This window comes from Tyzzerella sp. An114 (assembly GCF_002161055.1).
Lineage (GTDB): Bacteria > Bacillota > Clostridia > Lachnospirales > Anaerotignaceae > Fimicola > Fimicola cottocaccae.
This window is the reverse complement of record NZ_NFLT01000007.1, coordinates 25,357-44,809: the sequence shown is the minus strand read 5'-3', so window position 1 is coordinate 44,809 and position 19,453 is coordinate 25,357. Positions and strand designations below refer to the sequence as shown.

Annotated in this window: 19 protein-coding genes and 1 other RNA gene; 3 read left to right on the top strand and 17 right to left on the bottom strand. The window is 32.4% G+C overall.

Annotated elements, in window-relative coordinates; genetic code table 11:
- Positions 1 to 55: 55 nt before the first annotated feature.
- Positions 56 to 1,162, top strand: a complete 1,107-nt coding sequence (locus tag B5E58_RS08295; protein ID WP_088109221.1) for a DUF362 domain-containing protein — start codon at positions 56 to 58, stop codon at positions 1,160 to 1,162.
- 35 nt (positions 1,163 to 1,197) lie between these two features.
- On the opposite strand, the gene B5E58_RS08290 is transcribed toward B5E58_RS08295, so the two are convergent.
- The 7 genes from B5E58_RS08290 to B5E58_RS08260 form a co-directional block, all read right to left on the bottom strand.
- On the bottom strand, positions 1,198 to 2,037 hold the full coding sequence (locus B5E58_RS08290; RefSeq protein ID WP_330395629.1) for an undecaprenyl-diphosphate phosphatase: 840 nt from the start codon (positions 2,035 to 2,037) through the stop codon (positions 1,198 to 1,200).
- Positions 2,038 to 2,128: 91 nt separating this feature from the next.
- An RNA gene (gene ffs, locus B5E58_RS08285) (signal recognition particle sRNA large type) lies at positions 2,129 to 2,392 on the bottom strand.
- Positions 2,393 to 2,486: 94 nt separating this feature from the next.
- The gene (locus B5E58_RS08280; RefSeq protein ID WP_206608566.1) at positions 2,487 to 3,158 is read right to left on the bottom strand and encodes a chloramphenicol acetyltransferase; all 672 of its coding nucleotides are present in this window, start codon (positions 3,156 to 3,158) and stop codon (positions 2,487 to 2,489) included.
- Positions 3,136 to 3,636 carry a tRNA adenosine(34) deaminase TadA gene (tadA, locus tag B5E58_RS08275; protein WP_088109219.1) on the bottom strand — a complete coding sequence of 167 codons (501 nt, stop codon included), beginning with the start codon at positions 3,634 to 3,636 and terminating at the stop codon, positions 3,136 to 3,138. Before tadA ends, B5E58_RS08280 begins: the two co-directional genes overlap by 23 nt.
- A 21-nt stretch (positions 3,637 to 3,657) precedes the next feature.
- Positions 3,658 to 5,004 (bottom strand): lipoprotein, encoded by a 1,347-nt coding sequence (locus tag B5E58_RS08270; protein WP_088109218.1) that lies wholly within the window; start codon positions 5,002 to 5,004, stop codon positions 3,658 to 3,660.
- 78 nt (positions 5,005 to 5,082) lie between these two features.
- Positions 5,083 to 5,610, bottom strand: a complete 528-nt coding sequence (locus B5E58_RS08265; RefSeq protein WP_088109217.1) for a spore maturation protein — start codon at positions 5,608 to 5,610, stop codon at positions 5,083 to 5,085.
- Positions 5,598 to 6,188, bottom strand: a complete 591-nt coding sequence (locus B5E58_RS08260; RefSeq protein ID WP_088109216.1) for a nucleoside recognition protein — start codon at positions 6,186 to 6,188, stop codon at positions 5,598 to 5,600. Before B5E58_RS08260 ends, B5E58_RS08265 begins: the two co-directional genes overlap by 13 nt.
- 173 nt (positions 6,189 to 6,361) lie before the next feature.
- Between B5E58_RS08260 and B5E58_RS08255 the strand changes: the two genes are divergently transcribed.
- Together B5E58_RS08255 and B5E58_RS08250 are read left to right on the top strand one after the other, a co-directional pair.
- Positions 6,362 to 6,622 carry an AbrB/MazE/SpoVT family DNA-binding domain-containing protein gene (locus B5E58_RS08255; RefSeq protein ID WP_088109215.1) on the top strand — a complete coding sequence of 87 codons (261 nt, stop codon included), beginning with the start codon at positions 6,362 to 6,364 and terminating at the stop codon, positions 6,620 to 6,622.
- Between the two features lie 185 nt (positions 6,623 to 6,807).
- Positions 6,808 to 7,785, top strand: a complete 978-nt coding sequence (locus tag B5E58_RS08250; protein ID WP_088109214.1) for a DUF3298 domain-containing protein — start codon at positions 6,808 to 6,810, stop codon at positions 7,783 to 7,785.
- An 82-nt stretch (positions 7,786 to 7,867) separates the two neighbouring features.
- Here the strand turns inward: B5E58_RS08250 and trxA are convergent, their stop codons facing one another.
- From trxA to B5E58_RS08200, 10 genes are all read right to left on the bottom strand, one after another.
- The gene (gene trxA, locus B5E58_RS08245; RefSeq protein WP_088109213.1) at positions 7,868 to 8,182 is read right to left on the bottom strand and encodes a thioredoxin; all 315 of its coding nucleotides are present in this window, start codon (positions 8,180 to 8,182) and stop codon (positions 7,868 to 7,870) included.
- Positions 8,183 to 8,290: 108 nt separating this feature from the next.
- A complete protein-coding gene (gene murI / locus B5E58_RS08240; protein ID WP_088109212.1) occupies positions 8,291 to 9,094 on the bottom strand; it encodes a glutamate racemase in 804 nt (267 codons plus the stop codon).
- A gap of 19 nt (positions 9,095 to 9,113) precedes the next feature.
- Positions 9,114 to 10,190, bottom strand: a complete 1,077-nt coding sequence (locus B5E58_RS08235; protein WP_088109211.1) for a D-alanine--D-alanine ligase family protein — start codon at positions 10,188 to 10,190, stop codon at positions 9,114 to 9,116.
- A gap of 127 nt (positions 10,191 to 10,317) precedes the next feature.
- A complete protein-coding gene (locus B5E58_RS08230; RefSeq protein WP_088109210.1) occupies positions 10,318 to 11,031 on the bottom strand; it encodes a stage II sporulation protein R in 714 nt (237 codons plus the stop codon).
- 50 nt (positions 11,032 to 11,081) lie between these two features.
- Positions 11,082 to 12,155 carry a Ger(x)C family spore germination protein gene (locus B5E58_RS08225; RefSeq protein ID WP_088109209.1) on the bottom strand — a complete coding sequence of 358 codons (1,074 nt, stop codon included), beginning with the start codon at positions 12,153 to 12,155 and terminating at the stop codon, positions 11,082 to 11,084.
- On the bottom strand, positions 12,152 to 13,222 hold the full coding sequence (locus B5E58_RS08220; RefSeq protein ID WP_088109208.1) for a GerAB/ArcD/ProY family transporter: 1,071 nt from the start codon (positions 13,220 to 13,222) through the stop codon (positions 12,152 to 12,154). The genes B5E58_RS08225 and B5E58_RS08220 overlap by 4 nt, the downstream gene beginning before the upstream one ends.
- Positions 13,223 to 14,704 (bottom strand): spore germination protein, encoded by a 1,482-nt coding sequence (locus B5E58_RS08215; RefSeq protein ID WP_088109207.1) that lies wholly within the window; start codon positions 14,702 to 14,704, stop codon positions 13,223 to 13,225.
- 56 nt (positions 14,705 to 14,760) lie between these two features.
- Positions 14,761 to 15,933, bottom strand: coding sequence for a TolC family protein (locus B5E58_RS08210; RefSeq protein ID WP_158097709.1), 1,173 nt, complete (start codon positions 15,931 to 15,933; stop codon positions 14,761 to 14,763).
- 27 nt (positions 15,934 to 15,960) lie between these two features.
- Positions 15,961 to 16,674 carry a stalk domain-containing protein gene (locus B5E58_RS08205; RefSeq protein ID WP_088109205.1) on the bottom strand — a complete coding sequence of 238 codons (714 nt, stop codon included), beginning with the start codon at positions 16,672 to 16,674 and terminating at the stop codon, positions 15,961 to 15,963.
- A gap of 246 nt (positions 16,675 to 16,920) precedes the next feature.
- A complete protein-coding gene (locus B5E58_RS08200; RefSeq protein ID WP_088109204.1) occupies positions 16,921 to 19,173 on the bottom strand; it encodes a copper amine oxidase N-terminal domain-containing protein in 2,253 nt (750 codons plus the stop codon).
- Positions 19,174 to 19,453: the final 280 nt, after the last annotated feature.

Sequence of the window (19,453 nt, the reverse complement as noted above, 5' to 3'; positions counted from 1 at the left end):
TATTAAATATTTTATAATTATATAATAACATAATAAAAAATTGGAGGGAATAAAAATGGAAAAAGCAAAAGTTTATTATACTGACATGCACACAACTTTCAGAGAAAATCTTCTCCAGAAAATCCAAAGACTTATGAAGTCCGCCGGAATAGAAACAATAGATTTTGACAAAAAGTATGTGGCAATAAAAATTCATTTTGGCGAACCGGGAAATCTTGCATATCTTCGTCCAAACTATGCGAAGGCTGTTGCTGATGTTATAAAGAGCCTTGGAGGAAGACCTTTCCTCACAGATTGTAACACTCTCTATGTTGGAAGACGTAAAAACGCCCTTGACCATATTGATGCAGCTTACGAAAACGGATATTCACCTTTCTCAACAGGCTGTCATGTTATAATTGCAGACGGTCTTAAAGGAACTGATGAAGCTTATGTTCCAGTTCCAGACGGGGAATATGTAAAAGAGGCAAAAATCGGTCGTGCAATAATGGACGCAGATATTGTTATATCTTTAAATCACTTTAAAGGTCATGAAGCAACAGGTTTTGGTGGAGCTATAAAAAATCTTGGTATGGGCTGTGGCTCAAGAGCAGGAAAAATGGAAATGCATAACGCCGGAAAACCTTACGTAAAAGAAAGCAAATGTATTGGTTGTGGTTCATGTATAAGAAATTGTGCTCACAGTGCTATAACAATAACAGATAAAAAAGCCTCCATAAATACAGATAAATGTCTTGGTTGTGGACGTTGTGTAGGTGTCTGTCCAGTTGATGCAATAAAAACATTAAACGATGAGTCAAACGACATTTTAAACTGCAAAATGGCAGAATACACAGCGGCAGTAATAAGAAATCGTCCAAACTTCCATATAAGTCTTGTTATAGACGTTTCTCCTTATTGCGATTGTCATGCTGAAAATGATACACCTATTGTTCCTGATGTTGGAATGTTTGCTTCCTTCGACCCAGTAGCTTTAGATAGAGCTTGTGCCGATGCTGTAAATAATCAGCCTGTAACACCAGGAAGTCGTCTTGATATTTCAGAACATATTCATGGTGACCATTTCTGTGACAGTCACCCAGAAACTAACTGGAAAACACAGCTTAGTCATGCCGAAAAACTTGGTCTTGGTACTCAGGAATATGAACTTATTAAAATATGATAAAATAAAAAGTGCTGACAATAGTCAGCACTTTTTTAAGCCATAAAATTTGTAAATGCAAAATATAAAAGTACAATAATACCAAGTATAATTCTATACCAACCAAAAACCTTAAAGTCGTTTTTCTTTATGTAGCTCATAAGGAAACGTATTGCAATTATAGAAACAATAAAAGCAACAACCATACCTGTCAAAAGTATTCCTATTTCATTTCCTGTCATAACTTGACCGTCCATAAAAAATTTAACCATTTTTAAAGCACTAGCGCCAAACATGGCAGGTATTGCAAGGAAAAATGTAAATTCAGCAGCAACAGTTCTTGAAACTCCAAGCATAAGAGCACCAACTATTGTTGCACCGGAACGAGATGTTCCCGGAAATACTGCCGCTATAAGCTGAAAAACACCTATAACAAAAGCAAGTTTATAATTTATCTTTTCTATACTTCTAACTCTTGGTCTTTGATTTTTATTGTTATTTTCAATAACTATAAAAAGCACACCAAATATAATAAGCATAATTGCAACAGTAACATAGTTATAGAAAAGGGCTGTAAACACATCATCAAAAAGTATACCTATAACTCCCGCAGGTATTGAGGCAACAAGTATTTTAAGCCACATTGATATTTTATCCATATCCCAATGGAAACCATCTTTAAATGAAAAAGGAATAAGCCTTCCCCAATACATAACAACAACAGCCAAAATAGCACCCAGCTGTATTACAACAAAAAACATATCTTTAAAGGCATCTGTTGTGTTAAGTACAAGGAATTCATCAACAAGTATCATATGACCTGTACTACTTATAGGAAGCCATTCTGTTATACCTTCAACAATACCAAGAATTATTGCCTTTATAAATTCTATAATCTCCAAAAAAACACCCTCCTTTTAAATTTGAAAAATGCCATACATCTATGAACTCATAAACGTATGGCAACATAATTTTTATATTTAAAATCTGTGCACCTGCTTTTGACAGTTCAGACCAGGCGTAACCAATCTCAGCGACTCAGACTAAGCGACCTTGCGGCACACAACAGGGGCTGCTTAGTGCTGCTTCCTTCCGGACCTGACACGGTTCACAGGTTGCTGTTGCACAAGACTCAGCCCTCAACACCACCTTGAAAGGGCAGACCCTCACCTGAAAAAGCCTAGAGCAGGCATCACCCTCTCTATAGCGGATTGAGAGTACAGGGCACCGCTACCTCCCCAGCTAGCACAGAAATTTTATAAACTTTAGTAACGCTAATAAGTATAACTGTTTTAAGTCCTTCTGTCAACATAATTAATGTTACAGTCTTTGACAAATTGAATTATTATCTTTTATATATCCAATCTCTGCTATTGTCACACAATAATTGTATATCATTAAAAAGCCTTGATGTGTGAAAACCGTCAGCAACAGCATGATGAATATACATAGCAAGAGGAACTTTTATTTTTTCACTCTCATTAAAATACTTTCCAAATGTAAAAACAGGAATAAGCATAGGAGCATCAACAGGAGCATCTATACTATACCCTGAAAATGTTATCCATGGAACACATGATATAGGGCAAGTATTAGGAGGAAAATCCTCTCTGGCCTTTATTTTATGGACATCTTTATATTTTTCCATATCTTTCAAAGTTTCATCATAAAATACAGAAAAATCATCACTGTACTCACTCCATATGTCAGAGAAAGTCTCTGTATCTTTGTGAAATATAGTGTATGTTGGAACAACATAATCCCAATATCCCAAATTACCATCTTTGTCTTTGGCCATTCTAAATTCTTTATGGCTATTTACAGTTTTTAAAATAGCATACATAAAAGCATTAAAAAACTTTACATTTCTATCTTTACATACAGAAAGAAGCTCTGTGACATCAATATTTACAGTCATACTGTATCTACATTTAAGGAAATTGATATAATAGTTATAATAATCTTTTCTTTCCCAATTTTCAAAGTCTATACTATTAAACACAGCCACATTTCTCATCTTCTTTCTTCTCTTTCTTTTCTTTCATTCTTTTTCTGAATTCTCTAAAAAATGTACTCATAATACTGCTACATTCTTCCAAAAGAACTCCCTCTGTAACATCAACTTGATGATTAAGCATAGGCTCATTTAACACATCTAATACAGAACCAGCACAGCCGGCTTTTTTATTTCTTGTGCCAAAAACAACTCTAGGAATTCTAGCTTGAACAATAGCACCAGCACACATAGGACAAGGCTCAACAGTGACATATAAAGTACAATCCTCAAGTCTCCAGTCTCCAACAATTTCAGAAGACTTATTTATAATCTCAATTTCAGCATGACAAAGAGGATTTTTCATTGTATTTCTTTTATTATAGCCTCTAGCTATTATTTCCCCATTTCTGACCATAACAGCCCCTATTGGCACTTCATCTATCTGAAAGGCTTTTTCCGCCTCCAAAAGAGCCTCTCTCATATAGTATTCATCATTCATAATTTATATTACACCTCAAAATCACTGCTGTATACACATAGATTGTTTTACATTTTCACCAAAGAATATTTTTATATAGTCGTCTTTTCCATCTCCGTCAAAATCTGCTGGATAAAGATTATTTCCATATTCAATATCTTCATTACTTGTAACAAGTCCTGTTTTTGAAAGTATATACCTTACAGCTGTACCAGTAGTATCACTTACATATATTTCTTTTATACCATCATTATTAAGGTCTCCTGAATATATGTATCCAGTATAGTTTTCAACTGTTATATGAGTGCGCCATATATTTATATATCCCATAAGGCTTTTTCTGTACATATAAAGGTCAAAACCATCTGTCATAATATATTCTTTTGTACCATCGCCGTCAAGGTCTGTAATATGAACATGGTTAGCAGTGTGACCTAATCTATACTGTTCAAATTTCACCCAGCCAGTTTCACTTTTTTGATAGTATTCAATGTTTTCACCAGCAAATATAGCAAGATTTCCTTCATCTTCAAAAATATAATTGCAACTACTGTTTTCAAGAAGCATTTCCTCGCCGGTTTTTCCAAAAGAGTCATTTAAAAATACAACTTTCTTTGATACAGTGTATGTATTTTCACTTTCATCATCAGAAGCATCAATTCTCTCTCCCATAATTACAGCAGCACCAGAAACAACTCCGTTATTTTCCAAAAATGTTGCTGAAAGAGGAACAAGTCCTTCTGATGTGAGATACACAGATTTGTATTTTATAAGTCTATCATTTGCATATTTATATATATGCATATAATTTCCATTTACAGAAAGTGCAATAAATTTTCCGTCAGAACTATGGGAAGTATCGGAAAATCCTGTGGACTCTACAAAAGACCTATATTCTTTAAAATCAGCCATTTTTTCATCGCTTTCATAACCTTCAAAAGCTGGTGAATTTACAAATACATTTCTTGTGTTAAAACTGTAAATATCATCACCATTAGATGATGTATAGTATGCACCGGAAAGTTTTCCACTGTTAAAATAGTAATATCCTCTACCGGCATAATCTCCATTAAAATGCTGTAAGTTTAAAGTTGCAACAACACAGCTTTCTCCTGCATACCGTTTAAGATTAAGTCCTATATCATCAGAGGCCTCAAAAGCAGGTATATTTTCATCTGTATTTTCAGGCACAGAAGATGAAAAGAACTCTACTGTTGTATCATCATATCTCCAGTAGTAATCATACATAAGATTATATATCTGTTCTTTATACTTTTCTTTATCATCAAAACTTATAGTAAAAGTATCATCATCAGAATTTCCTCCTATATTACATCCTGTCAACATAAATACAGCAGTCAATATAATAAGTAGTTTTTTCATTAGCATAAATAATCAGCACCCCTAAATAGAGTAAAATTTATATACTGATTATAGCATAAAAAATAAAAGTGTGCTTTCTAAATTTCAAAAAAGAAGTTTTGTAGCATAAAAAGCGGCTATAATGCCAAAAAGATTTGATATCAAAGCTCCTGCAAGAGTATATCTTGTTTTTCTTATATTAACATGTAAAAAATAAAGGGACATAGTATAAAAAACAGTCTCCGTACAACTCATCATAACAGAAGCAAGACGTCCCATAAAAGAATCAGGGCCATATGTACCAAAAATGTCAGTCAAAAGACCTGTTGCCGCTGATGATGATACAAGTCTCATAAGACATAAAGGTATAAGCTCCGATGGAAAACCTGTAAATTCTGTTATAGGTTTAAAACAATTTGCAATTATATCAAGAAGACCTGAAACCCTAAGAACATAAACAGATGTCATAAGAGCTATGAGTGTAGGTGCAATATCAAAAACTGTTGATATTCCTTTTTTAGCACCATCAATAAATGTTTCATATATAGATATACCTTTTGATGCACCAAAAAGAACTGTTGAAAAAACTATTATTGGTATAATTAAGTTTGAAATTATAATTAGTTTTTCCATGATTTATTCTTTCCCCCCATAATTTTTGCAAATATAACTCCAGCCATTGTAGAAACAACAGTAGCTATTATTCCTGCAAATATAATTTCCGAAGGATTTTGTGACATATACTGACTTCTGTATGCTACAATGTTCATTGTCACAAGTTGCAAAGAAGAAGTGTTCACTATCATAAACATACACATTTCATCACTGGCAACATCACTTTTTTTATTCATTTTTGAAAGTTCCTCCATAGCAAGAAGTCCAGCCGGTGTAGCAGCCCAACCCAAACCAAAAAAATTAGCTGTAAAGTTCGCAGCTATATACTCTCTAGCAACGCTATTTTGAGGTATTTTAGGGAAAAGATATGTAAGTATTCCTCCAAGTTTTTTTGATATTCCTTTTATCATTCCACTTTTTTCAGCTATTTCCATTATGCCTGTCCATATAGAAATAACACCTACCATTGTAATACAAAGAGATACTGCATCTTTACCTCCATTAAGAAGTGCATCAGTAATAAGGTGACTTTTTCCATTTATTACCGAAAAAACTATACCACATATTATAAAGCTACCCCAGATAAAATTTAGCATATTTTTATCACTCCTATATATAATACATTAAAATTTATGCAACTTATCATATCTTTATACTTTTTTTATTAAAATTTTTTTGACATTTTTTCCGAAATATTGACTTTTAAATAGAATTATGTTATGTTTAAAGCGTTTAATTGGTTTTAGGTAAATTTTTTAGGAGGTTTTTTATGAAATCAACTGGGATTGTAAGAAAGGTAGACGAACTTGGCAGAGTTGTTTTACCAATCGAACTCCGAAGAAATCTCAACATAAATGAAAAGGATGCCCTTGAAATTTTTGTTGACGATGAAAAAGTAATACTCAAAAAGTATGAGCCTGCCGACATTTTCACTGGTAGCATGGACGACCTTATAGATTATAAAGGTAAAAAAGTTTCCAAAGCTTCCATAATAGAAATGGCGAAAATAGCTGGTCTTGACATTAAATAATATGTCTTAAAAGCTAATATAAAGTCTTACATTGTATAATATATTAAAAATTATACATTGTAAGACTTTATTTTTTTGAATAGAAAAATTTTTTATTAACTATGAAACTTTTTAAATACTCTCTATGTCTAATAGTTATAAAAACAAAATAATATATCTAAAAAATTTAAAAGAGGTGGCTAATTATGAAAAAGACTATAAAAACTATAATAGCAACATTACTTGTAGCATCTTTTATGTGTGTTCCAGCTATGGCAGAAGTAAAAGGAACAGTTTTAAATGAAACAGGAACAAAATATACAATAAACGCCGCTAAACCTAATTTTGAAGGATTTGAATTTGCAAAATATCTCAATACAGAAATTGAAAAAAATATAAACACAGGAATTGCCTCAACAAAAGAAACTGGTGCAGAACTTTCAAAAATTGAAAACTCTGCATTGAGTGCAGAGTACATTTCATTCTATGATGTACACACAGCAGGAGATATTATATCCGTTGTTACAACAAACTATGTTTATAGTGGAGGAGCTCACGGAATAACTGTATTAAAATCATATACTGGTTTTAAAGATAGCACAGAACCTCTCACAATTGATAAACTCTTTAAAGATGACAGAAACTCTATTTCTGTATTAAAAGAAAAAATAAACAGCCAGATAACAGCTAATACAGAAGGAATTTATTTTGAAACAGCAAAAGACACTGTAAATGCAAAAGAAACATTTGATTATTATATTGACGGAAGTGATATAGTAATATACTTCTCACCTTATGAAATAGCTCCTTATGCAGCAGGAATTCCAGAGTTTAGAATAGCCCTTAATGATGTAAAAGATATATTAAAACCTGAAGTTGCTGAAAACCTTGCAAAAGGCGAGAAACTTGGAACAGTAAGACTTAATGGTGAAACATCAGAAATATCATCACAGATAATAAATAAAGACGGAGAAACACTTATACCTTTAAGAGCAGTATGTGACTCTATTGGAGTAGAAATAGGCTGGGCTCCTGAAACAGGTGCAACAGTTGACGGAACACCAATAAAAAGCGTAGAACTTGTTAATGGTGTTTCATATATAGAAGCAAAAGAATTTTCAACAGATGTATCAAACAAAGTATATGTAAACTATATTGGTGATACTCTTAGAATGTATAAATAAAAGTATTTAATATAATTTTAAATCCCCATTAAAATTGATTGAAAAAAAATACGGTACAGATTTCTGTACCGTATTTTTATATTTATTTAAGTTTTTCAATTTTTGCAATAAGTTCTGATTTTGGAACTGCTCCAACAGTAGTGTCAACAACCTGACCATTTTTGAAGAACATTATTGTAGGCACTGCCATTACTTTATACTGCTGTGCAAGCTCAGGAGACTCATCAATATTAACTTTTAACACTTTACAGCTGTCTTTGCACTCCTCAGCAACACTTTCAACGATAGGCCCTACCATTTTACAAGGACCACACCATACAGCAAAGAAATCTATCATAACTAATTTATCACTTTTTAAAACTTCATTTTCAAATTCAGCAGATGTTATATTAATCATTGTAATTCCTCCCTCTAACTAAATATATATAATATTTCTTTTCTATGACTGTATTATATCACATACATTATCGAATTACAATAGTTATTTAATAATAATGATTATTATTTAATAACTTTCTATATCTATTATATGAGGTTTATAAACTTTCTTTAAAGCCTTTCTACATAAAACATCAAACTGTTCTGTATAGTCACTTACATAAAAAATGTGGTGATTTTCCTCTGTACCATCATTAAGCATATTATTTTCAGTAAGAAAATTTTTAACAGTAAGAGCAGTAGCCTTTGCAGGGTCAACAAGTTTAACATTATCACCTACAACATCGCCTATACATTTTTTTAAAAGAGGATAATGAGTACAACCAAGAACAAGAGAGTCAATGCCCTCTTTTAAAAGCTCAGAGAGATATTTTTCAGCAGTAAGCTTTGTAATCTCATTATTAGTCCAATCCTCCTCAACAAGAGGAACAAATAAAGGACAAGCCTTTGAAAAAACCTCTATGGAGCTGTCAGCTTCACATATAAGTTTTTTATATGCATTAGTTCTTACAGTTCCCACAGTACCTATTATGCCCACTTTTTTATTTTTTGTTGCTTTCACAGCTTCAGAAGCTCCCGGAACAACAACGCCAAAAATAGGAAGGTCAAATGTCTCTTTAAGCTCCTCAAGACTATTAGAGCTGGCAGTATTACAAGCAATAATTACAGCTTTAACATCTTTTGTCTTTAAAAATCTTACTATCTGTTTTGAAAATCTTGTAACAGTCTCCTTTGATTTGCTTCCATAGGGAAGTCTTGCTGTATCTCCAAAATAAACTATATTTTCGTTACCAAGAACCTTTATAACCTGTTTTGCAACAGTAAGACCACCAACTCCGGAATCAAAAATACCTATCGGTCTGTTATCCATTTCTATACCTCCAGTATTATTATCCTCTTATACCGTTATCTCTACTGAGAGCTAACTCTATAAGCTCATCAATAAGTTCTTTTTTAGGAAGTCCAGCTTCCTCCCAAAGCATAGGATACATACTTATTGAAGTAAATCCCGGAAGTGTATTAAGCTCATTAAATATTATTTTTTCGCTTTCTCTATCCATAAAGAAATCTATTCTTGATATTCCTGAACCATCAACAGCTTTAAACACTTTTTTTGCAAGACTTCTTATTTCTTCCTCTTTTTCAGCTGGTATTGGAGCAGGTATAACAGTTTTTGAGTCTGGATTATTATATTTAGCATCAAAATCATAGAATTCAGCGTCAGCAGCAGAGAGAATTTCACCTACTCTTGTAACTTTTATATCTTCATTACCAAGAACAGCACACTCAAGTTCTCTACCGTTTACAAATTCCTCTATAACTATTTTTCTATCATATCTAGCAGCTTCTTTTAAGCCCTTTAAAAGTTCATCTCTGTTTGTAGCCTTTGAAATACCAACAGATGAACCAGCATTTGAAGGTTTTATGAATAAAGGATAGCCTATTTCTTTTTCAATTCTTTTAAGTGTATCTTCTTTTTCAATATCAGAAGCAAACACCCATGTGTAATTAGCCTGTGGAATACCTGCGTCTTTACAGATTATTTTTGTATAAACTTTATCCATACTTACAGATGAAGCTAAAACTCCACAACCTACATAAGGAATTTTTGCAAGCTCTAAAAGTCCCTGTATAGTTCCGTCTTCTCCCCAAGCACCATGAAGTACAGGGAAAACAACATCAACAGGTATTATTTTTGCTTTGTCTCCCACAATTTTTATAATACCTTTCATTCCAGCATCAGGACTTAAAACAGCAGGTGTGCCGTATTTCTCCCAATCACCATTTTTTATATTTTCAACAGGCCCATTATATATAAGCCATTTACCTTCTTTTGTTATACCAACAGGAATTATAAAATATTTTTCACTGTCCATATTTGAAATAATTGTTGTTGCAGATACTAAGGATACAGAATGTTCAGAAGACTGTCCTCCAAAAAGTACTGCTACTGTCTTTTTATTCAAAAGAATCCCCTCTTTTCTCTATATTAAAAAAGTATAATTATCAAATGGAAAATCTAAACCATTATTTTAATTATATTCACTTGGGTATCTCTTGACAACAGAATTAGTTAAAAATGTGACCTTATATTTATTTATCGCTGTTTGTCACAAAATCATTTTTGTTATACTTGCTCTCTTGCCATAATTCAACTATTTTAAACTTTATTTTAGGCACAATACTGTTACTTTTTTTAGCTGTTACAATATTATATTCCTCATTATCAAGTGCATTTTTAAGGTTAATCATTCCCTGACTTCCTGTGCTTTTACAACTATCATCATTAAAACACATTGAAGGAAACATCACACACCACCAATTATTCCCTTTTGCCTCTCCAATCTCAACTCTAAGTCCCAAATACTCTCCCGCAGGAAAAACAACATCACCATATTCCTTATAGGGAAAAATATCTCTACTCAAAAATACTTTTGAAGTATAATCACTATTATTTTCAATAAGTGTGTTTTTTACTATCTCATCTATTCCCTCCATATTACTGTTTAAAACATCAATAAATTCATCTCTTGTATTACAATCAAAATTTTCTGTATATTTTAAAAGTGCATCTCTAACTTTATATTTAAGCTCTATATCTTCACTTGAATTACTGTTAGCCAAAACATGAAATCTTACAACTTTTTCAGCAATATTTTTTTGAATATTTTCGCTGTATGTATATGTTGAATACAACGAAAACATAAAAGCTACAATAAATCCTGCCAAAATTGAAAGTATCAATCTTTCTTTTTCTCTTTTTAATATTTCAACAGTATATAAAAAATAAAAATACAATTTTTTCATTAAATATCACCTCAATATGAGTATTAACATATTTGATGATATTTTATACATCAACCGCCCATTCCTGTACTTTTTATTTTCAAATCACAATCTATATTAAAATTCATACTATAAAAAGATTTTTCTTCACCATATTTATAATACAAATCTTTATTGTGTTTCTTTAATCTATTTGAAAATCCAAGAGGGTCTTCCATACATTCATATTTAAGGAAATCTATATATTTTAATATATTGTCCTCAATCATATTTTCAAAATCTTTTTCCATGCTTTCTATTTCTTCACTACTATAAAGTCCGTCAATACTTCCCCTTGCCTCTATATCTATATTACAAGTTATATAACCATTTTTTTCATTAAAATCATACTTACAATAGTTATCAATAACGCTTAAAGTATCTCCATTACTATTTACAATAACAGCCCCCTCAGCCTTATTTTTAAGCCAAATACCACTCATTATATAGTCTTCTGAAATAACTCCCTTAAAGCCTTTTTCCCCTGTCAAAAGACCTCCTCCGATTTTTAAATCATTATCATCAAATGATATTAAAGGCAGTACAACACTTTTATTCTGTCTTAAATCTATCATAAGACTTTCAAGCTCTGTTTTTTCTGTAAAAGATGTTTTCTCAGCAGAATTTTTATAAAAATCATATATATATACTCCTGATGATAATTCATTTTCACTTATAATAGAAATCAAATCTTGAGATTTACTTTCTGTCCCAAGTATAACCGTTTTTACACTCACATCTCTGTTACTTTCCAACTGGCTTAAAACATTAAAAAACAGCTGGTAATCCTCAACTATACTTTTACTAAAAACCACATTTTTAAGTTGACCTAAATACAAAAGTTTATTTGTGTAGCTATCACCTTTATTTATAGCCTCTAAAATGCTATCCCCAGAAACTTTTATAATATCTCCTCCCGATGTTCCTGCACCTTTATCTGAAAGGCTTGCTGTTACAAAAGAAAACTCATATTTATTTTCAACGCCCTTATCAACACCCATTGTTATAACATATCCTCTGTCTTCTGCCTCAATTTTATCCATACAACCACAGAGAGTAAAAGAATATATCAAAACACAAAACAGCAAAACAATAAACTTTCTCAATGTTTTTTCCTCCTATCAATAATGCAATATATGGCAAGAATAAAAGGCAGTAAAACTCCAAAAACAATGCCACCAAATATATTTACACTGTAAAACCACTCAAGAGTTTTTGTTATATTTGAAGGAATAAAACAGAAAGTAAAAATAATTATAGAATAAATTATTTTAAAAAATTTGTTTTTGTTGAATGTGATTCCAAATATAAAAGATGAGTTTATAAAAACAAAAGCTGATGCTATAACAGCCCAAATGACAAATATAAACTGTCTCTCTATAAATGCCCCAGGTATTTCAACAGTATCAAGCATTATTATTACAGGAAAAAGTTTTGATGAAGCCGTTTCAGCTCCAAATCTGGTTATTGTAAAGAAATATACTACACTGGTACATATTCCCAAAAATAATATAGAAATAACAATACTTCTAACATTTTTAATTTTATTTACAAAAGAATACTCCATAAAAATATTCTCTATTCCAAAAAAAATACATAGACTGACAATAAAACCTTGTACTATATTTTGATTTTTAATATCAATAATAGGCAATATATTTGTATAGTCTGTGTCAGTTACGGCAGGAGCAAATATAATTAAAATAGGTATAAAAGCAGTTATAAAAATAATCTCTCCAAGTCGTCCAAAACCTTCAATTCCACCTTTAAGGGAATATAAACACAAAATTATTATAATGCCCCCTGTAAGGCTTATATGGGTTTTAAAAAGGGTAGTTTCTCTTATAACCTCACAAAGTATTCTAAGCATAAGACCACCAGAAACCAATATTTTAATAGTCATTAAAAAATAAATTATATTTCCAAAATATTTTCCAAAGAGAGACTCAACTATATTTTTAAAATTTCCTTTTTTAGACTTTTCAAAGGCATTAAGACAAAAGGCAACAAACAAAGATACAATAATAGAAGTCAAAGCAATAATAATAAAACCACTATTTCCCCCAGTATTAGCAAGAAATCTTGGTAAAACTGTAAAACATGAAGCAAAACCACTTATAAATATAAGTACCTGTATTTGTCGCACTGATATTTTATTATTGGAAGAAAACATTTATTTTTCCTCCTTTCCACTTTGTCTAACTCTATTATCTCTCTTTGCATAGACAGGACGTTTTTTAAGCATAAACAAAGGCAATCTAAAAATACTGTCTTTCAAATCACTGTAATCATTTTCAGATGATGAGCAGAAAGGATATAAATAAGGTATACCAAAGCTCTCCATAGATGATAAATGTATTATTAAAATGAGTATTCCTGCCCAAAAACCGAAAAGTCCAAAGAAGGATGATAAAAATATAACTATATACTTAAATATCCTTATACCGGCTGTAAATGATGTATTAGGCACAATATAAGTACATATGGCAGTCAAAGCAGATACAATTATTATTACAGGGCTTACAATACCAGCTTCAACAGCTGCTTGACCTATTATTATGCCTCCAGCAATACCTATTGTAGAGCTTACGGGTGAAGGAAGTCTCACACCAGCCTCCACAAGAAGTTCAAAGGCAATCTCCATTACAAGTATTTCTGCCGCTGTGGGAAAAGGCACATTTTGCCGACTTCCGGCAATTTTTAAAGCCAAAGACACAGGCAACATAGAGGGATTATAAACAGCAAGGGCAATAAAAAGCCCCGGCAATGAAACAGCTATAAAAGCCCCAATATATCTCATAAATCTTATAAAACTCATTATCTCCCAACGCTCGTAATAATCATCAGCTGACTGAAAAAACTCATTTAGGGGAGCAGGTAAAAGTATTACATAGGGTGAATTATCCACAACAAGGGCAACTCTACCTGAAAGAAGTGATGAAGCTGTTTTATCTGGTCTTTCAGTAATTTGAATTTGAGGAAAGGGACTTTTATAATTTTTTTCAATAAGCTGTTCCATGTATCCGCTATCATAAACCCCATCAATATCAACATTCTCAATGGACTTTTCAATGCTTTTAAGTATTTCTTTATTTACAATACCCTCCATATACATAAGAGCCATATCTGTTTTTGTTTTCCTTCCCACTTTCATTCTTTTAAGTTTAAGACGGGAGTCTTTTATCCTTCTTCTGATAAGTACAATATTTATAGCCATAGCCTCATTAAAAGCATCTTTAGGACCTAAAACTGAAATTTCAGTTTGGACAGTTCCAACACCTCTAGTAGGAAAGCCTTTTGTAGAGGCCTGAATGGCAGAGTTTGCACCATCACATAATATAACAGTATCTCCTGACAATACAGCGGTTACAATATCATCAAAAGTATATATTTTAGTGACATCTTTAACAGATACAACCTCAAGAAGGCTTTTTTCAATAAAACTATCCCCCTCCCCCCTCATATCAGACCTATTCATAAGATTTGTAAGTATAGACTCCTCAACAGCAACATTATTTATAATATTATCAACATACACAAGACACATATTACAACCTGCAAAGAAATCTCTATAAACAATATCTCCACAATCAGAGAAAATATATTTAATATAGTCAATATTATATTTAAGGCTATTAGAAAGTTTTTTATCCATAAAAAAATCACTCCTTTGAAAATATTGTTTTCCAAAAGAGTGATTTTATTCAAATTTTAGTTCTGAGTTGAAGAAGCTGATGAAGCACCTGAAAGAAGACAAGTGTTATCAAGCATAAATTTATTTACATCATGTGTAAGAGTGTTTTGTTCAAGAGCAATTTCAGCCTGAGTAATAGCAAGTTCTGCACTGTCAAGCTGTAATTTTGTAATATTACCTACCTGATAATTAACTTTGGCAGTTTCATAATCAGCTTTAGCCTGAGCAAGTTTATTTTCAAGAACTTTTCTTTCAGACTCAGTATTCTGTAAGCCTATATAAGCATTTTTAATACTGTTTTCTTTAGCTTTTACACTATCAGCATAATTTCTCTCTGCAGTTTTAACATCAAGTTTCTGTTTATCATAGTCAGTTCCGTTTCCTGTATCAATAAAAAGATTAAGACCGAAAGAAGCTGAATCAACGTTTTGTTTTTCCATCTGTAAAGCTAAATCAGTTTTAATTTTAGTATTTACAAAAGCGTCCATATCTGTAATTTTTTCAACAGGTTCATACTCAACATTGTATTCTATCTTAAATTCTTCATTTTCATCAATACCAAGAAGTTTTGCGAAAGAATTATATTCCTGTTCCATAGACATTTCAAGCTGTTTAATCTGCTGTTCCTGATTAGCAACTTCTTTCATAGATTTTTCATAGTCATTCCAGCTTACCATCCCAAGGCGATACATTGTACTTGTTTGAGAAAGCTGTTCTTTTGCAAGCTCTAAACTTTCCTTAGCAAGTTCATAATTCTGTTCGAGAACAGAAATTGTTGTCATTTCACCTTTTACACCGGCTTCAATTGAAAGGTCAGTGAGCTCTTGTGTAAGTCTAAGACTTTTTTGTTGTGTATTAAGACTATTTACAGCAGAAAGCTGTTGAAATCTAGCAGCAGTAACAAGATAATTGCTTCCGTCATCAGGTAACATAGGATAATTTGAACCGGCAAACATAAGAGATTTAGTATCATTTATATAGTCAAGAGTATCTGAAATCTGTTTAAGGCTTGAGTTTTCTTTAGTTGCAAGTTCTATTGCCTCTTCATAAGTTATAACTCTAACACCATTATCATTTTCAATGTTTTCAGTACTTTCGACTTTTTCACCGGCAAAAACATTTGCTGTCATAAGTGCAGATACAAGCACACATGACAGAATAGCTCTAAAATTTTTAATACTTCGTTTCATCTGGCATTTCATCTCTTTCTTTTAATATTATTTTGTAAAATTAATTGTTGTAGTAGTCTTTTCTCCAGCTTTTACAGTTACAAGGTCAATAGACATTTCTTTATAATCCTCAGGAACAAGCTCAAATGTGAGATATCCTTCAACTTTGTCATCTTTCTTTATGTTGTTGTACCATTTTGCATCAAGTAAAGAGTTTCTACTTGTGATTTCATATTTTTCACCATCAACAGTGAGAACACACTCATCTTGGTCAAGCTGAATATTTTCACTCTGTTTATTTTCTATTGTCAAATAGAGAGTTGATTTATTAGCGTCTTTACTTCTTATAAAGCCTGTAAGAGTAACTTCAAAGTCAGAAGTTCTTTTTGTTACAGGAAGTTCAGAGTATACTGTTCCGTCAACACTGTCACCTTTGTCAACATAAACAATTTTTTCAACTTCTCTTACAACTTCTTTAATTTTATCCTCAGGATAATCTACAATAACCATATTGCCATAAGCATTCCACTCAACATTACAGCCAAGCATCTCACCAATATATCTTACAGGAACATAAGTATATCCGTTATAGTTTATAGGTGACATACTTTTTGGAGCATAAGAAACTTCTCCGTCAATTTTAAAACCAATGTCAGGTTTTAAAGTACCAACAACAACAGTATCAGCACCTATCGCAGTACCTATTGTAGCAGTACACAAAGCACCTGCTATAAATCCAAAAACAGCTGATTTTATTTTCATAATAATTCCTCCTTAAAATTATACGAAACAAAGCATAAAAATCTTCATATTTTTTTGTATCTGTATTAATTATACAATAAAAATATGCCTGTTTTAAGGCATTATAATATATTGTAATGTTTTTGTAAGGATTTTAGATTTTTAGAAAAATAAAAAGGAAGCCCCAAAAGGGGCCTCCCTGACAAACTCTAATATTCGTGTGTTTCTGCCGGAATGTGAATATCAGTTGTTATTTTTAAGTTTTAATTATTCAGCAGCTGTTGTAGTTGGGTTGAATGTAGCTGTTCTAGCTGTTGCATCCCAAGCAATCTGGCTGTCGCTAAGTCCAAGAGCACGTCCAAGGTCTCTCATTGGAAGGAATGCTCTATCGTTAACGATAACTGGAGCTGTTGACATTGGAACTGGTGTACCATTGATGTACATTGTTGTTGAACCAAGTGTCATAGAAACTGTTTTGTCTCCGTAGTAGATCATGATTGTTCCTGGGTTACCAGCAATCCAATCAACTGGCTCGCTGTTTGAAGCTGATGCAAGAGACTCTGTTACGGCTCTTACTGGGAGCATTGTCCAACCTTCAGCTGAAAGGTAAGCAGGTACATCAAGTGTTACTTCTTTACCATCTACTAACATTGTTGTAGAGTCGATTGTTACAACTACGTTTGTTGTGAATGTTGTTCCCTGGTCACGTCCAGCTGTTGCAACTGTTACGTAATCTTTAAGAACTTCTACTTCATCAACGTCAAATCCAAACTCACCTGTTACTGATGGTTTATTTCCGTCTTTTTCATTGTATGTTTCAAACATAACTGAATCTTTATCATAAACTAAGTTAAGAGCATAGTCACCAGCTGGTAAGCTTCTTCCTAAGTAAAGTGAAGCATTTGAAAGTTTGATTGCCATAGGTGTTTTTGAACTTTCAGAGTCAACTGTGATTTTGATTGTTCCACCACTTACATCAAGTTTTTTGATTTCTCCGTCACCTTCAACAACTTCAGCTGTCATACCTTTTTCAAAGGCCATAGACTCTACATTAAGAGTAATTGTCTGTCCTTTACCCCAAAGTCCAGCTTCAGCTTCTTTAACTGTGATGTCGCCAACTGGTACATTTCTGTAGTCGATAGCAACTGATGTTTTTTCAGCTTCTACTGTTACAGGAGCAACTGCTTTAGCAAGTGTAACTTCTGTATCTTCAGCAACTGCAGCTCCACCTACTGTACATTTGATGTCACCTGTGAAGTCTGGAGCAACGATTACATCAAAGCTTACTACTAATTTAGCTTTATCTGTTGAAGCTGTCTTTTTAGCACCTGAGAATGTTACTTCATTTCCATCAATTGTAAATTTACCTTCTAATGAACTTTCATCAGCAATTTTCTCTGTATCGCTATCTACGTTAACAGCAGCAACTTTTACACCCTCTGGGAATGTGAATGTTGTTTTTCTGCTATCAAGGAACCATGAGTCAGAAACGCCTTCTTTAACTGTTAATTTAAGTGTTTCATTGTTGTCATCATCAACAGCAACACCTGAGTAGATTGTTGGAAGGTCTTTATCTTCAGCTGAAACGCTTACATTGTAATCTACATAAGTACCAACTTCAAGAGTTGTTTTGTCTACGTTTGTTCCGTTTACTGTGATTTCAGCTACTTTACCTTCAGAAGCTCCATCTTCATCGATTTTAATTCCTTCGAATTTAAGGATAGAAGCTTTCTTTGATTCAGTAACATCTGAACCTAATTTAAGTTTAATTGTTCTATTATCATCTGAAACTATCTCATATGTTTTTGATCCAAGATCTAAATCACCTGAAATAACTGATACTGTACCAGCGTTTGTAAATTTGAATCCGCTGTTAAGTTTTAATGTAATTTCATCATTATCATCAATTGTTCCAGCTGTAACTTCTTCAAGAAGAATAGGTTTGATTTCTGTTATACCTGTGAAATCTGTTGTATCATCAATAGTAGCAACTGTACCACCATCTACTGATTTAGCAAATGTAAATGTATCAGCAGATACTGTTGACTGTCTTGGGTCGATTGTTACAGTAGCTTTTTCTCCTGTAATTTTAGCTCCGTTAAGAGTGATTTTAAAACCACCATCTTTAGCAGCAGCACCACCAGCCGCATCAATAGTAACTAAAGCTCTTGTTGAAGATAATTTTTCAACTGTTGCTTTACTGTCTCCTTCTGCTGTTGTTAAATCCTTTGAAGCATCAGTAACATTTGTAATTTTATTAGATGAATCAGCTTCATATATTTCTACTTCGTCTACATCATCCCACTCAGCACCGTCAAGTACGAGTTCAAAGCTGAATTTTTCTGCTTTAATATCACCTTTGTCGTTCATGATAACAACCTGTGGTGCATCTGTAAGAACGTCATCTTTTTCTACTGTAACAACATTTGAAATTCTGTTGTCTGTTGAAGCGAAAGCTGAAACTGGCACTAAGCTAAGTGTCATAGCTGCCGCTAAAGCTAAAGAAATAAATTTCTTCATCTTCTTTCTCCTCCTTTTAAATTAAAAAAACCATAATTAATTATTTTGTATGAGCATGTTTCCGGCAAACAGACTCACTTACAAACTGCATTATAGCACCCGAACCCCCTTCGGTCAACTACTTTTTATGAAGTGTAACATTACTGTAATATTTGAAATATTACTGAAATATTACAGCTATAAAGTTAACCTACACAGTTCTTTATGCTGAAATTATTATAACCGCTATAAATCATAATTGCAAGTGTTTATATCATCTTGTAACATTTTTGTAAAATTT

Bases quoted from the DNA above. Each gene is read 5' to 3' on its own strand.
- B5E58_RS08295 (WP_088109221.1), top strand. From the start codon at position 56: ATGGAAAAAGCAAAAGTTTATTATACTGACATGCACACAACTTTCAGA.
- B5E58_RS08280 (WP_206608566.1), bottom strand. From the start codon at position 3,158: ATGAGAAATGTGGCTGTGTTTAATAGTATAGACTTTGAAAATTGGGAA.
- tadA (WP_088109219.1), bottom strand. From the start codon at position 3,636: ATGAATGATGAATACTATATGAGAGAGGCTCTTTTGGAGGCGGAAAAA.
- B5E58_RS08270 (WP_088109218.1), bottom strand. From the start codon at position 5,004: ATGCTAATGAAAAAACTACTTATTATATTGACTGCTGTATTTATGTTG.
- B5E58_RS08265 (WP_088109217.1), bottom strand. From the start codon at position 5,610: ATGGAAAAACTAATTATAATTTCAAACTTAATTATACCAATAATAGTT.
- B5E58_RS08260 (WP_088109216.1), bottom strand. From the start codon at position 6,188: ATGCTAAATTTTATCTGGGGTAGCTTTATAATATGTGGTATAGTTTTT.
- B5E58_RS08255 (WP_088109215.1), top strand. From the start codon at position 6,362: ATGAAATCAACTGGGATTGTAAGAAAGGTAGACGAACTTGGCAGAGTT.
- B5E58_RS08250 (WP_088109214.1), top strand. From the start codon at position 6,808: ATGAAAAAGACTATAAAAACTATAATAGCAACATTACTTGTAGCATCT.
- trxA (WP_088109213.1), bottom strand. From the start codon at position 8,182: ATGATTAATATAACATCTGCTGAATTTGAAAATGAAGTTTTAAAAAGT.
- murI (WP_088109212.1), bottom strand. From the start codon at position 9,094: ATGGATAACAGACCGATAGGTATTTTTGATTCCGGAGTTGGTGGTCTT.
- B5E58_RS08230 (WP_088109210.1), bottom strand. From the start codon at position 11,031: ATGAAAAAATTGTATTTTTATTTTTTATATACTGTTGAAATATTAAAA.
- B5E58_RS08220 (WP_088109208.1), bottom strand. From the start codon at position 13,222: ATGTTTTCTTCCAATAATAAAATATCAGTGCGACAAATACAGGTACTT.
- B5E58_RS08215 (WP_088109207.1), bottom strand. From the start codon at position 14,704: ATGGATAAAAAACTTTCTAATAGCCTTAAATATAATATTGACTATATT.
- B5E58_RS08210 (WP_158097709.1), bottom strand. From the start codon at position 15,933: ATGAAACGAAGTATTAAAAATTTTAGAGCTATTCTGTCATGTGTGCTT.
- B5E58_RS08205 (WP_088109205.1), bottom strand. From the start codon at position 16,674: ATGAAAATAAAATCAGCTGTTTTTGGATTTATAGCAGGTGCTTTGTGT.
- B5E58_RS08200 (WP_088109204.1), bottom strand. From the start codon at position 19,173: ATGAAGAAATTTATTTCTTTAGCTTTAGCGGCAGCTATGACACTTAGC.